Here is a 12,311-nt window from a genome sequence, read left to right on the forward strand (position 1 = left end):
GTGAGGTTTGTGTCTGGCCCCACTGGTTGCTTCCGAGTATTTTAGGCTCTCGAAGCACGTAAATCATACCAGTTATCAAACAGTTATTGACAGATCCGGGGGCTGTTTAGCAGAAAAAAACAGTATAAAGCCCCGTCAGTCTATCAATTTTAGATTTTAGATTTTAGATTTTAGATTTTAGATTTGACTCTGCACATGAATTGTGGGAGGGATTCAAATAAGCTCTCATATTAAATCCGGGTCAGAAATTCCACTATCGGACTCAGCGTTTGAAACCAATAATGCACAAATTTTGCTCCACTCCAAGCCTATTAAAAAATAAAAGGGGTGTTAAACCGGATTTGGTCTACACTTTTACCTGTAGGGGGTAGGAGTGATTTTTTTGGTTTACTCGTAAATTTTATTCCCGATCGCCCAACTTGTCGATCGAGTTTCCTTTTTCGGTTTTCATTTTTTTTCGCCTGTGCCGAATTCCGGCTGGCCAGTGCAAAAAAACAGAGCGAACCCAGCAAAATACTTAAATAATTTTATACAACCGATCGACCGAGCACAAAGCTCGGTTTTGCTTCCAACAGCCGCTGCTTTATCCGTTACGAAGCCTTTGGCGTATCGCTGACACTTGATGTTTGCGTGGCGGACTCTGCCGCTCGATATCCGTAGAAATCTATCCGGTAGTCTACAATTTTGACACCCGTTTGCTCTTGGATTTGTTCGATCAAGTCGATCGGCAGTTCCACATGAACGTCCAGAATCTGAGCCGTATCAAGACAATTGACGTGAGAGTGAGAGTCGCTGACGTTGCCGTACAAGCGTCCCTCCGAGCGTTCTATGCACTCAATAATCCCTTCTCTCGACAAAGCTTCTAGATTTTGATAGACAGAAGTATGACCGATCGAATGCGCTTGTTGGTTGAGGCGATCGTAAATTTCGCGAGCGGAGAGGTGTTCTTTTGCCTCCCACAAAAGTTCTAGAATAAATCGACGCTGGCGGCTCAAGCGCATTCCCATCGCCTGACAGCGGTTTAAAGCATCTTCTAATGAACGAATTGGTTTCACAGCTACCGCCTTATAAAGCCTGCTCGATTTTTAATTCTGGTACAACATTGCACGCCTACATATCCACTAATTCTAACGCAGGCTTGCCCAACAGTAGAAGGTAGAGGGCAAAAATCTCGACTGAGTGAATTTTTTCGAGTTGCTGCTCAACTCTATCTTCTACTGCCACACATCCTAGTTCGAGGATTTGATGGCGTTAACCAGTAACTTGGCGATTTCCGAGAGTTGCTTTTTGTTGAAAGTTTTGAGCAAAAGCTTGACTACCGCCTTCGGTTCGGCTGGAAGAGCTACTTGCTTCGACGCTGCTGCTGGGGCTGCTGGGGCTGCTGGGGCTGCTGGGGCTGCTGGGGCTGCTGGTTTTGGGCTTGCTGCCAAAAGTAGCAAATTTTTACTCGGAACGATCGTCTTGACTTTCCCCACTTGTACTAAATCGCCAGCTTCCTTGAGTTCTTTGATAATCAACGGAGCTAAGACTTTATAAGAGTTTTTGGGATTAACGATCGCTGCTCTAGCTGTTTTTACTAAATTTTGCCAAGTCTCTATTTTACCTCCCAACTTATAGAGGCGAACGCACACATCCGTCAACTCAGAGCGACTAGCAGCCGATTCTTTCTGCTTGAACACCTGCAACATTTCTTTGAGTAAAGTCATCACTTCAACAGCAAAATTCGCCGGCACAGCGCCCGCTGTTGGAGCGGCGCGGGTACTAGACCCAGCAGCAGCCTGCACTTTGCCCGACGCCAATTTATTGAGGTGAGTTTCGAGTTGAGCAAAAACAGGCATCACCTGCTGCACGAGTTTTTCTCCCTCCTCATTCCTCAAGCCGAAAGGCCCCTCCAGTCGCCCCAGCAAGTCCTTAAGCGTATCAACTCCCTTTAAAAAGAGGGATTCTGCCGTTTGGTCAACCTGCTTGACGGGCCCGTCCTTGAGCACCTTAAAACAATCTTCCAAGCGGTGAGCGGTTGTTTTAATACTATCTAAGCCCAGCATAGCCGCCCCTCCTTTCACGGAATGGGCGGCTCGAAACATCTCTTGGACGCTTTCGGGGTCTTTCATCGTGGACTTTAAATCCACTAAACCATTTTCTAGAGTATCGAGGTGCTCCTTAGCCTCCTCTATAAACAAACGCATAATTCGGTCTTGCTGATCTGACACGACAGTCCTCCTAACAATCTGTGCACCCTCCAGAAAGCACCCTCTTCGCGGGAGAAAACGCGACTCCTTGCTAAAGTCGGAAGCTCCCATGCAAAACATTCTAGCCTGCCTCAGCTAGCAGACTCAAAATACTGGTGTCGGGGCAATCTTAGCTCTAAAACTGCTGCGGTGGAGATTGAGCCTAGAGTTCTGAGGGAGTATCTGGAGCGACTTCAATACCCATTCCTTGTTTCATCATCTGCTGAGTCGTAATCAAGTCGTTTAACTCCTTGACTTCGACGCCGATGTCTTGGCAAGCCTGTTTCAGTTCCCGCTCGAAGGTGTTGAGGTCGCTTCCGTAGCCGCAGAGCTTCGCGGCTGTGGCGATTCCTTGTTGGGCGTTAGCTTTGGCGCAGTCGATCAATTCAAGGCCTTTGAGGGGTTGGGAGGATGCCATAATTTCAAGCCACAATTTATCTTTTCTCCCACTCTACCTAGAAGGTTGAGGTCGATCGATCTATCGAAAGGCATGAAAAATCCTATCTGTACTGCGTGTTACCAATTCATAGCTATTTGTATGGGATTTCCGGGCCAGATAGCAGTAGTTGAGATTTTCTAACCCTTACAGTGCCTAAATTACACTAGATATCTGTGAAAAATGTTTCCCCATCTAAAATGCACTGGGTGTGGAGCGTCCGGCACCGCCTGTTTGTGTCTGTTCTGTTTGCTATGGCAGTTGCTGTGTTCCTGCCGCCTGACTATCTCCCCCTGACTCGGACGCTGTGCATTTGGAACGCGGGCGCTGTCAGTTTCCTGCTTTTGACTTGGATGCTGATGCTGCAAGGCACTCCCGAAATGATGCGCCACCACGCTCAGCAGTTGGACGCTGGCCGCTTAACAATCTTAAGTACGATCGTGGCAGCGGCTTTTGCTAGCTTGTTAGCCATTTTCTTTCTGCTGCGCGATACCAAAGGCCTGTCGCCGAATTTGCTATTTCTGCACTTGGGACTTTCTGTCCTAACAATTGTTGGGTCTTGGATGCAGGTACACACTATCTTCACGATGCACTATGCCCGCAGCTACTACAAAAACCGCAGCAAGCAGCACGGCAGTTACTTACAGGCGGGGGGTTTGGGTTTTCCGGGCGACGAGGAACCTGACTACAAAGATTTTTTATATTTCTCCTTTGGTATTGGGATGACTTGCCGGCGTTGCAGACGTGCAGATCACTTCTCGTTCGACGAGGTATCTCGTGCTTTTTCACAGCGTGCTGTCGTTCTTTTTTAACACCGCTATTCTGGCTATCAGTGTCAATATTATTGCTGGATTGAGTTGAGAGGATTAAGTCGCAGTGGTATGATTTAGAGTATGATGCGGAAACTTTCATCCTAATAATAGTTAGGTGGTAATTGCTAAATTGAAGTAGTCCAAGCATCGGGAAGCTCACTTACATCTTCTAGTAGGAAGTTAGCGTACACGAATATTCGGACATCATCGTAGAGATCGCTAAGAACACGTTTCCGGGAACCGGATTTGTCCCACGGTTGAAGATCGGAGTCTAGCTCACAGAAACCAACCCAGGGATGCCCCTCTTGCTGTAATTCTTCAGATTTAACTATCACAGCCGCCAAAATAGCTAAATCATACGGCTTAAGGAAGAGATCATCCATTGCACCAATAGATACTTGGCGCTCCAGCATAGACTCTGAAAGCGGAAAGACGTTGAGACTAGGATGGTTCGCTAATTCATGCAGTCGTTCTGAAACTTTCGTCAGTTCATTTGCGACTAATCCATCAAATTGAGCAAATACCCGACGTGCGGCATCGGCATCCTCAGCGCTGACTCGACCTTCATCTGTTGCCCATCTCACAAATTTGCGTAAATCATCAGAGCGAGAGCGTGGGGAAAACCTTCGAGGTAGGGTTTCACGTGCTTCTGTAAGGCATATTGCAGGCACATATAACTTAAACTCACCAGCCTGAGCGCGTTGAAGCAACTGAATAGCTTGTGGACTTTGCAAGTGTGCTGGAGCAATAACATCCACTACCCAATTTGTTTCCACTAAAACTGCTTTGGGTTTCACTTTGCACTCTTACTCCATCTAGGGCCAGCCGCCCTCACTTCCCCAATTCGGAGAAGGCTCATTATTGGTTCCCCAAGTAGGTTTCTTAAATCATTTGGGAGGTTGTCCATACTACCAGTCAGTTTCAGTTTCTCAAGCCATCGCTGAACTCGTGATTCAAACTCAACACCAGGTTGTCCTTTCCATTGCTCATCTGCCTGTGGTAGCAAAGAATCTGGAAGTTTCGCTTCACCAACTACATCAATTGACTCACCATTGTACTTCTCTAAGGAGTCGCGGAGGAGAATCACACGCTCACCAGTTACGACAAGTCCAACTGAACAACCAATAGATGCCATATTGTTTTTAAGCTGTGCAATAAGTTGATCGTTGATACTGATGTCTTTGAGCTTTACCTCAACGATCATCAGATATTCCCCCTCTTGGCTTGTCACAACAATATCTGGTTGGGATGTTTTTATCATGGCATTATATCGCAGCAAATTTATTGGCGATGTAGTAAATCAACGACTAGCCTAAGCTTTGCGTAACAAAATTATAACTTGAGGGCATTCAAATTAGGTCATTTAAACGTCAAGACACGGACAATCAATTGATCTACCAAGTTGATGTTGATGGGACAGCAATTTTAATCCTGATTTTCCCACCCAAAGTCGATCGCCCTCCATCCCCCGACACTACAGCAAACGGGCGATCGCACGCCCCCCTTCTGCCAATCTCAAAATTTCCTGACATATTTATTGCTAAAACGAAGTCATTACGAGTATGATTTAATAAGAAGCAAAAAAGAGAGCCGCCATGAGGATCGAAGAAATACCCCTCAACCAGATTCGCCGCCCCCTGCCGCGAGTCAACGACCAAACCAAAGTCGCCGCCCTCATGGAATCCATCCGCGAGGTAGGTTTAAACGAACCCATCGATGTGCTAGAAGTAGATGGTCAGTATTACGGATTTTCCGGTTGCCACCGCTACGAAGCTTGCCAGCGTCTCGGTTTAGAAACTATCCGCTGTAAAGTACGCCGAGCTCCCCGTGCGGTGTTGCAGATGCACCTAGCCTGAGCCTCTCAACAGAAATTCACCACAGGCAAAGATATTCGATCGACAATCACTAATAACAAGCTAAAAACCTATGACTACCAACAACCACAAACAACATCTTTACCCGACTCGCATCGATATGTCAGCCGCCACCCGCTCTCAAGTAGTCGGGCTGCTCAACGCCACGCTAGCAACGACTCTGGACTTAAAAACTCAAGTCAAGCAAGCTCACTGGAACGTTAAAGGCATGGACTTCTACCAGTTGCACTTGCTATTTGACGAAATGGCAACAGAACTCGAAGAATACATCGATTTGGTTGCCGAACGGGTCACAGCTTTGGGCGGTTTGGCTGTAGGAACAGCCCGCACAGCCGCCGCAGATTCCATCCTGCCAGAGTTTCCTTTCGACATTTTAGACGGGAAAGAATATGTGACGGCTTTGGCCGATCGCTACGCACCCTACGCCAAACACCTGCGAGTCGCCATCGGCAAAGCAGACGAACTCGGCGACGCCGATACAGCGGATCTGTACACGGAAATTTCGCGGACAATTGACAAGCGTTTGTGGTTCCTAGAAGCGCATTTGCAAGGTTCTGCGACAACTGCAACAGCCGCCCCCGAAAAAGTTGCCGTCAAATAGCCACAAAAACAGTTGTGGGGTGGGCGCGGGAGTCCGCCCCACAGATGTATTTCCGTGAACAAACCTGACGGTCAACTGAGTACAGTTAGACTGCAGGCTTCTTTTTCCTTTTTTTTCTCATGCTTTTTATAGTGAGGTAGTTCCACCCCCACTTGCTAATATAGTATCAGAGTATTTCCCGATCATCTTGGGGTATAAAAGAATAATTGTCGGTTTCGGTACCGAAACCCGACGAGCCTTTCATCCCAAGGAGTAATTCCCAACGGGGTACGGGGCCCAGCGCTCTGATTAATCCCCTCTAAATATACGCCCGGGACTTCCCGGCTAATAGTTAATTTGGATGAGTTTTTCGTGACTGCCAATATTCCAGATTATGCTCTTCAACTGCAACGCCTGATGGAACAGGCGGGGCTTTCGAGCGATCGAGAACTCAGCCAAAAAGCGGGAGTTTCCGAGATCCAGCTAAGTCGCCTTCGTCGCGGCTTAGCCCTGCAAACCCGAGCCGACATCCTGCTCAAAATTAGTCAAGCTTTGCAAATTTCCTTACCCGAACTGCTGGCAACCTTGACGCCAAACTATGTAGAGTTAGAAAAGGCACCACCGACAGCCCTAGAACAAGAATATCAGCGCCTGCAAGCTTCGATCGAACAGCAGCGAGAATCTTTGATGCAGGAATTCCAGCTATCTAGCGTGCAAATTTTAGAATCTTGGATGTTGCAGTGGCCGACTGCTGCGAGCAAAGCTCAGGAAAATCACAACTTGCGGGCTCAGAAACTACTGCCCTTGCTGCGCCCCGTCGAGCAGTTATTGGAGCATTGGGGAGTGGAGTCGATCGCCCCAGTCGGAGCCCAGATTCCCTACAACCCCCAACAGCACCAGCTCATGGAAGGAACAGCCGATCCCGGAGAACCCGTCAAAGTCCGCTACACAGGCTACAGACAAGGCGACAAACTGCTCTACCGCGCCAAAGTTAGCCCAGTTTGATGAATACCAGAAGGCCTTCGGCAAAACCAAGATTGTCTCTATCTCAAAAATCACTCCCGGCGAAGCGCTGCGAGTGTGATCAGCGTTACGATCCGCGACGAACACCATCTTTTGCACTCAAAACTATTCTCCTGCTCTCAGGCTCTGGCGCTTTCCCCTCTCTTATTTGGATCGGAGTCCATCTCGCAGCTATACTAGCCTAGTCTGGCTAGAAATTCTGACATTCCCACCGCAAAATATGAGTCCTGTAGTTAAAATTATTCAGCCCTCTGGCATTTTAGACGGCACCAAGGCAAGTCAATTCCGCCAAGAGATTAGCGACCTAGTGGAAGCGGGAGCCGATGTGGTATTGATAGACTTCACTGATGTGACATTTATGGATAGTTCTGGTTTGGGCGCTTTAGTCTTGGCGCTCAAAACAGTCCGGGCCGCTGGGAGTCAATTAGTTGTCTGTTCTATCAACGAGCAAATCCGCATCTTATTTGAACTCACCAGCATGGATCGAGTTTTCGAGATATTTCAGACCCGCGATGCTTTTAATAGCAAAATTCTCTCAACTAACTAAATCTTTGGACTGCTGCCTTCTTGCTATTTGGTCGCAGATGCAATGCAAGAAGTCAGCTAGCCAAAATTTACCTTGAGTAAAGACCAATCATCATCAAAAACTGCTTTAGCGTTCAACTTTTGAATGTAGTTCAAAACCAGCTCTAACTGGTCGGCACTTGCACCGTTGTAAGCTGCTAACAAATCTACGAAAGGGTCAAGCCCCCAGATATTGCCGTCAGGTTGGTGGATCTCGTATACCCCGTCGCTAAAGATGTAGAGAGTGCTCAAATCATCGACATCGCAGCAATTATCGACATAGGGGGCGTCGGGGAACATCCCGACCGGCATTCCGGGGGTTTTTAATCGCTGGATTTTAGCGGTGCTCGCAGGGGACTGGGAAATCAACACGGCCGGTGGATGGCCGGCGCTGGCATAAACTAGCTGGCGAGAAATGCGGTTGTAAACGCCATACCAGATGGTGAAATACTTGTCATTTTGGTAGCTCATCTGGAAGGTGGTGTTCAGGGCCCGCAAAACGTCGCTGGGTTTGTAGTAGTCTATGTTGGGGAGCGTGCGCGATCGCAGCAAATTCAGCACGGCCACCGAAGGCAGCGCCGCCCGCAAACCGTGACCGGCTACGTCTAGCAAGTAAATCGCCAAATAATCGGCATCTAGCCAGTTGTAGTCGAAGCAATCTCCCCCCAACTGCCGGGAGGGAATGAATTTTGCTTCGATACTGAAAGGTTCCTTCATCGGATCTGGCAACAAGGATTGCACGTACTCGGCGGCCTCGGCTAACTCTGCTTCCAGATTTTGCTTGGCTATTTTCAAATCTCGGCTGAGTTGGTGCAGCCTCAATCCCGCGCGTACTCTTGCCTGTAACTCGTTGAGTTCGATCGGCTTGGAGATAAAATCGTCGGCACCGGCGTCGAGGCCTTTGACTCGATCGGCGATCGAACCCAAAGAAGTCAACAAAAAGAATTGTGTAGTTGACAGATCCGGATCTGCCTTAACTCGACGGCAGACATCGATGCCGGTCAAGCGCGGCATGATCCAATCGCAAATTATCAGGGCCGGACGCAATTTTTGCGCCTGGGCTACACCGTCTTCGCCATTGCTTGCTACTGTTACTTCGTAACCCTGTTTTTTCAGGGTTCTTCTCAGCAGTTCTTGAACAGCCGTATCATCGTCAATAACCAGAATTTGAAACATGGGCACTTAGGTACTACAAGTTTTTCAAGGTCTGGGGGTCATTTAAAATATATCCTGTCAGCGCCCTTGTCTGAGATTGAGTATAGTTGATTGACATCGCTTTCGAGGTAATTCTTTTGAGGGCGGGTCGTTGAGTTCAATTTACGTTAAAATTTGATGGAAATTTGGCGCGATCGAACTTCACTCAGTTTATACTCAGAATATAAATTTTTATAGACTTTTATTTGCTACAGCCGCTGGTTGACATGAAAATGCTATTTATGGTATAGTGGCTAACCGATTAGTGGATTAGACATTGATCCACGGCCCACCAAAGCTAGTATCCTCAAACTACCATTCAATTTTGCCGCCGTTATACTTTGTCTCGTTGTATTTTATCTGGTTGTATTTTGTCTCGTTGTATTTTGCCCACGGGCCGATGAAGAACTTCTGTGGTGAGCGTGATTGAATTAAAGGGTTCCCAAAAGTTGCCGATGCTAAAAAAAGCGGATCTTCAAGTCAATACAGGTCTGAATGGATTAAGCTGGGTTTTGTCGTGGTTTGCACAATTGTACGACTCGCGAATTCCTACAAGTGTGTGGATAAGGTGTCAGTTGGCTTTGGCTGAGGGCTTTACGAATGCGGTGCGTCACGCCCACAAGGGCAAACCAGCGGATTTGCCTGTTGACATTCAGGTGGCTGTGTTCGCTGAATCTTTAGAGATTAAAATTTGGGACTGGGGCGATCCGTTTGATTTAGAGAAAAAAATCAAAGATATTTCGGAAAAAGTCGATATTCACTCTCCGGGCGGGCGGGGTCTAAAATTAATCAAAGACATCGCAGACAGTATTAGTTACGAGAGAATGGCTGATGGCCGGAACTGTTTGTCGATGGTCAAAAATTATTCGCCCTGTATCGACTCTCGAAAATAGCCACGGCATGCCGATGGCCCTACATATTTTTAGCGGGTAAGCGTTGAGGGTAGCCCCTCAACCCTTCCCTCAGAACTCTGGGTGACTCTTACAGCACTTCCGGATGTTATGAGGTACAGTAGCAGCAATTAGTAAACCAGTTTTTAAGATGTTTCGGATTAATTAAGTCAAGAGCCACAGCAATTATGGTGTCAACCATTTTAGTGGTGGTTGGTGAAAACTGGATCAATAAAGATTTGAGTTGCGACCACCATAATTCAATTGGATTAAAATCAGGAGAGTATGGGGACAAACACAAGATAGAAGCACCCACCGCTTCAATCTACGGGCTTAATTGAATCTACTTTATGCGCTGGTAAGTTATCAATTCACGTCTACTGCTCCCGACCACAATTGTGGCACTAAGCATTTGTCGATAAACACCTCAAATGCTTGACTATCCATCGAGTTGTCTATGGTCATTAATGCCACTACTCGCGGGAAACTAATTGCACCAATTACTGTGACTTTCTTGCCTCGATAAAAAGGTTTGACCGCATAGGCTAGGAGTGCCTCGTTGGAAGCATGAGTTCTGGTTAAACAAGCGTAATACTCCAGTCTCATCTAAAAAGACTAGATTTTTTGGCTCGATATGCTTGACTTTTTCCCAATACTCTAACCTTAATTTCATGACTCTTTCAGTGCCTGCTTGGCTACTTTTCACTGTTTTTTTTTTACGATTTAATCCCAACTTTTGTAAGGCGTTACACATGGCTGTTCTACCCACCCAATTTCCCGTCCTCTGGGCAAATAACTCACACAATTCTAGTAAGGTTGCATCGGGATGTGCTGCCACTATTTCTCTCAAAGAAGCTGTGGAATTATTCAAATGACTGTATCTCGGTTTCCCCCAGGGTTTCGGCTGTAAATTCCCCTCTATTTTTTGTTGCTTGACCAGTTTTTTAACTAAGCTTTTACTGACGGAAAATATCGCTGCTGTTTTTCAGATCGACAGCTTCTGATATTGATGGGCTGCTACTATTTGTGGAAAGCAAATCTACTGAATATGCTTTCATTGGTGTATTTTTTTTATCTATTCTTATTGTACCTCATAACACCCGGAAGTGCTGTATAACAAATCACTAATCACTAATCACCCATCACCAAGGACTCCCAATCATCACAAAAGCCGACCAATAATAAGGATGCGACAACTTTAAATCCGCAAACCCTTGCAGCGAAGCCGGCAACTCCACCCCCTCACCCCGACTCAAACCCCGCAATCGGCCGCCCTCCAAACGCACATCTCCCCGCAACATCGCAATTTGCGCTTGTCGCAGCGCCGCCCCCTTAATTCGCGCCGTCTTCAACTGCTGGTAAAACTCACTCATCAATCCCAAAGTACCTTCATCACTCACATACCACAAACTGCCCAAAGCCGTTTGCACCCCGGCTTGCAGCGCCAACCCCCCAAAACCCAATTCCGCCTGTGCATCTCCCACCGCAGTCCGACAAGCACTTAAAACTAACATATTCACCTGCGGATCATTCAATCTCAAATCCCGCAATTGATCCAGTCGCAGCCGACTATTCCAAAACTGAATAAAAGAATTATTCGGTACTCCAGGTCGAAATTCGCCGTGAGTAGCTAAGTGAATAACCCCAAAAGGTTGGCTTTGATGCTGTCGCTTCAAATTATCCACAGTGAAATCCTCATTCAGAAAACTAACTCCCGGCCACTCTCTAGAAATAGCGGCTATTTCAGCAGGAACTGCCGGCAAAGGATTCAATTCGGAAAATTCCGAGGCACCCATTGCTAAAACTTGAGAATTTCTGAGATCGACGTAGCGAGTCTCTGTTAAATTAATGCTGGGCATCAGGCTGAGATTGTACTTTTCCACCAAAAATTGCTGTCCGTCATGCAAAGCAGCAAAGGGCATACCTCTCAAACCTCGATCGACCACAAAGGAAATAGTATCCGTTTCGCAGCTTTTCAAACTGGCCTCTAAAGGCGCAATCATCCACTTATAAAGCTGTTGGGAAGATGGTAGATAACTCGTAGTAGCCCGCACCCCCGGTTTGGTGATCTCACCCCTGAACTCATTTACAACTTTCAGAAGTTCTTGCCGGTTCGCTGACGGCACACTTTTGTGAACCACTTCCCCGCAAGAAGTTATCAGCATTAAATTTAATTCTTCGGGCTGCGAGAACAGATAAATTAAGCTGGGTTTCGTGCCGGTTTGTGCGCCCACCGATGCTAATTTTTTTTGAATTTCCTCTGGGGATACCAACTCGTCCCTGATGTTGATGCCTAAATATTCCCCGAATTCTTGGCTGAAAGATTTGTCCAGCAGAGACAAAGCGGCCGATATATTGCCGGTTTCCAAATTCCTGCCGATATCGCCGCGAAATGCTGACTGAATAACTGAATCTCTGATATTTGAATTGATGAAATTTCTCAGTCCTCTGGGAGATTGCATTCTTTCGGGCGGCATCCTGTCTCGCGGTTTTCCTATATCTCGCGATATTCTGTTTTGGTTCTGCCGCTGTTGGCGACTAAAGGGTTGGTTGCGATCGGGGAAAAGCGATCGCCCTCTATCAAATGGCAATCTATCCCTTGGTGATATGGGGGGCGAATTGGGGTTATTGGGATTATTGGGATTATTTGGATTGTCGGGATTATTGGGATTATTTGGATTGTCGGGATTATTGGGATTATTTGGATTGT

The 12,311-nt window shown here is 46.9% G+C and carries 17 protein-coding genes; 7 read left to right on the plus strand and 10 right to left on the minus strand.

The genetic code is table 11. From position 1 onward, the window contains the following. Window positions 1-590: 590 nt before the first annotated feature. The 3 genes from QUB06_RS18740 to QUB06_RS18750 form a co-directional block, all read right to left on the minus strand. A complete protein-coding gene (locus tag QUB06_RS18740) occupies window positions 591-1,055 on the minus strand; it encodes a Fur family transcriptional regulator (RefSeq protein ID WP_333436554.1) in 465 nt (154 codons plus the stop codon). A 174-nt stretch (window positions 1,056-1,229) separates the two neighbouring features. Continuing rightward, the gene (locus QUB06_RS18745) at window positions 1,230-2,309 is read right to left on the minus strand and encodes an Hpt domain-containing protein (RefSeq protein ID WP_333436555.1); all 1,080 of its coding nucleotides are present in this window, start codon (window positions 2,307-2,309) and stop codon (window positions 1,230-1,232) included. An 82-nt stretch (window positions 2,310-2,391) separates the two neighbouring features. After that, window positions 2,392-2,646: a hypothetical protein gene (locus QUB06_RS18750; protein ID WP_333147632.1), complete on the minus strand. Its 255-nt coding sequence runs from the start codon at window positions 2,644-2,646 to the stop codon at window positions 2,392-2,394. 194 nt (window positions 2,647-2,840) lie between these two features. Between QUB06_RS18750 and QUB06_RS18755 the strand changes: the two genes are divergently transcribed. Together QUB06_RS18755 and QUB06_RS34720 are read left to right on the plus strand one after the other, a co-directional pair. Then, on the plus strand, window positions 2,841-3,476 hold the full coding sequence (locus QUB06_RS18755; RefSeq protein ID WP_333436556.1) for a DUF1345 domain-containing protein: 636 nt from the start codon (window positions 2,841-2,843) through the stop codon (window positions 3,474-3,476). Next, window positions 3,442-3,525: a hypothetical protein gene (locus tag QUB06_RS34720; protein WP_445251401.1), complete on the plus strand. Its 84-nt coding sequence runs from the start codon at window positions 3,442-3,444 to the stop codon at window positions 3,523-3,525. The genes QUB06_RS18755 and QUB06_RS34720 overlap by 35 nt, the downstream gene beginning before the upstream one ends. A gap of 76 nt (window positions 3,526-3,601) precedes the next feature. Here QUB06_RS34720 and QUB06_RS18760 read toward each other — a convergent pair whose 3' ends face one another. The 3 genes from QUB06_RS18760 to QUB06_RS18770 form a co-directional block, all read right to left on the minus strand. Beyond that, window positions 3,602-4,273, minus strand: coding sequence for a hypothetical protein (locus QUB06_RS18760; RefSeq protein ID WP_333290059.1), 672 nt, complete (start codon window positions 4,271-4,273; stop codon window positions 3,602-3,604). Then, a complete protein-coding gene (locus QUB06_RS18765; RefSeq protein ID WP_333290057.1) occupies window positions 4,270-4,737 on the minus strand; it encodes a type I restriction enzyme HsdR N-terminal domain-containing protein in 468 nt (155 codons plus the stop codon). The genes QUB06_RS18760 and QUB06_RS18765 overlap by 4 nt, the downstream gene beginning before the upstream one ends. 133 nt (window positions 4,738-4,870) lie before the next feature. Then, on the minus strand, window positions 4,871-5,008 hold the full coding sequence (locus tag QUB06_RS18770; RefSeq protein ID WP_333436557.1) for a hypothetical protein: 138 nt from the start codon (window positions 5,006-5,008) through the stop codon (window positions 4,871-4,873). A 63-nt stretch (window positions 5,009-5,071) separates the two neighbouring features. On the opposite strand from QUB06_RS18770, the gene QUB06_RS18775 reads away from it, so the two are divergent. From QUB06_RS18775 to QUB06_RS18790, 4 genes are all read left to right on the plus strand, one after another. Beyond that, window positions 5,072-5,332 carry a ParB N-terminal domain-containing protein gene (locus tag QUB06_RS18775; protein WP_190733544.1) on the plus strand — a complete coding sequence of 87 codons (261 nt, stop codon included), beginning with the start codon at window positions 5,072-5,074 and terminating at the stop codon, window positions 5,330-5,332. A gap of 70 nt (window positions 5,333-5,402) precedes the next feature. Beyond that, window positions 5,403-5,951 carry a DNA starvation/stationary phase protection protein Dps gene (gene dps, locus QUB06_RS18780; protein ID WP_333436558.1) on the plus strand — a complete coding sequence of 183 codons (549 nt, stop codon included), beginning with the start codon at window positions 5,403-5,405 and terminating at the stop codon, window positions 5,949-5,951. Between the two features lie 351 nt (window positions 5,952-6,302). Further along, a complete protein-coding gene (locus QUB06_RS18785) occupies window positions 6,303-6,935 on the plus strand; it encodes a helix-turn-helix domain-containing protein (RefSeq protein ID WP_333436559.1) in 633 nt (210 codons plus the stop codon). A 238-nt stretch (window positions 6,936-7,173) separates the two neighbouring features. Beyond that, window positions 7,174-7,500 carry an STAS domain-containing protein gene (locus tag QUB06_RS18790; protein ID WP_041623653.1) on the plus strand — a complete coding sequence of 109 codons (327 nt, stop codon included), beginning with the start codon at window positions 7,174-7,176 and terminating at the stop codon, window positions 7,498-7,500. Between the two features lie 56 nt (window positions 7,501-7,556). Here the strand turns inward: QUB06_RS18790 and QUB06_RS18795 are convergent, their stop codons facing one another. Then, on the minus strand, window positions 7,557-8,693 hold the full coding sequence (locus QUB06_RS18795) for a SpoIIE family protein phosphatase (protein WP_333436560.1): 1,137 nt from the start codon (window positions 8,691-8,693) through the stop codon (window positions 7,557-7,559). A gap of 431 nt (window positions 8,694-9,124) precedes the next feature. Between QUB06_RS18795 and QUB06_RS18800 the strand changes: the two genes are divergently transcribed. Then, window positions 9,125-9,604: an ATP-binding protein gene (locus tag QUB06_RS18800; protein WP_333290046.1), complete on the plus strand. Its 480-nt coding sequence runs from the start codon at window positions 9,125-9,127 to the stop codon at window positions 9,602-9,604. A gap of 106 nt (window positions 9,605-9,710) precedes the next feature. Here the strand turns inward: QUB06_RS18800 and QUB06_RS34725 are convergent, their stop codons facing one another. From QUB06_RS34725 to QUB06_RS18810, 3 genes are all read right to left on the minus strand, one after another. Continuing rightward, window positions 9,711-9,917 (minus strand): hypothetical protein, encoded by a 207-nt coding sequence (locus QUB06_RS34725; RefSeq protein WP_445251399.1) that lies wholly within the window; start codon window positions 9,915-9,917, stop codon window positions 9,711-9,713. A gap of 50 nt (window positions 9,918-9,967) precedes the next feature. Beyond that, the gene (locus QUB06_RS18805) at window positions 9,968-10,207 is read right to left on the minus strand and encodes a hypothetical protein (protein WP_333290038.1); all 240 of its coding nucleotides are present in this window, start codon (window positions 10,205-10,207) and stop codon (window positions 9,968-9,970) included. A gap of 536 nt (window positions 10,208-10,743) precedes the next feature. After that, the coding region (locus QUB06_RS18810) for a CHAT domain-containing protein (RefSeq protein WP_333436561.1) at window positions 10,744-12,311 on the minus strand (1,568 nt) is incomplete at its 5' end.

Source organism: Microcoleus sp. D2_18a_D3, assembly GCF_036702455.1.
Classification (GTDB): Bacteria; Cyanobacteriota; Cyanobacteriia; order Cyanobacteriales; family Microcoleaceae; genus Microcoleus.

Excerpts from the sequence above, each read along its gene's own strand:
- QUB06_RS18745 (WP_333436555.1), bottom strand. The coding sequence starts at position 2,309 with ATGTTTTGCATGGGAGCTTCCGACTTTAGCAAGGAGTCGCGTTTTCTC.
- QUB06_RS18750 (WP_333147632.1), bottom strand. The coding sequence starts at position 2,646 with ATGGCATCCTCCCAACCCCTCAAAGGCCTTGAATTGATCGACTGCGCC.
- QUB06_RS18765 (WP_333290057.1), bottom strand. The coding sequence starts at position 4,737 with ATGATAAAAACATCCCAACCAGATATTGTTGTGACAAGCCAAGAGGGG.
- QUB06_RS18770 (WP_333436557.1), bottom strand. The coding sequence starts at position 5,008 with ATGTCAGGAAATTTTGAGATTGGCAGAAGGGGGGCGTGCGATCGCCCG.
- QUB06_RS18775 (WP_190733544.1), top strand. The coding sequence starts at position 5,072 with ATGAGGATCGAAGAAATACCCCTCAACCAGATTCGCCGCCCCCTGCCG.
- dps (WP_333436558.1), top strand. The coding sequence starts at position 5,403 with ATGACTACCAACAACCACAAACAACATCTTTACCCGACTCGCATCGAT.
- QUB06_RS18790 (WP_041623653.1), top strand. The coding sequence starts at position 7,174 with ATGAGTCCTGTAGTTAAAATTATTCAGCCCTCTGGCATTTTAGACGGC.
- QUB06_RS18795 (WP_333436560.1), bottom strand. The coding sequence starts at position 8,693 with ATGTTTCAAATTCTGGTTATTGACGATGATACGGCTGTTCAAGAACTG.
- QUB06_RS18805 (WP_333290038.1), bottom strand. The coding sequence starts at position 10,207 with ATGAGACTGGAGTATTACGCTTGTTTAACCAGAACTCATGCTTCCAAC.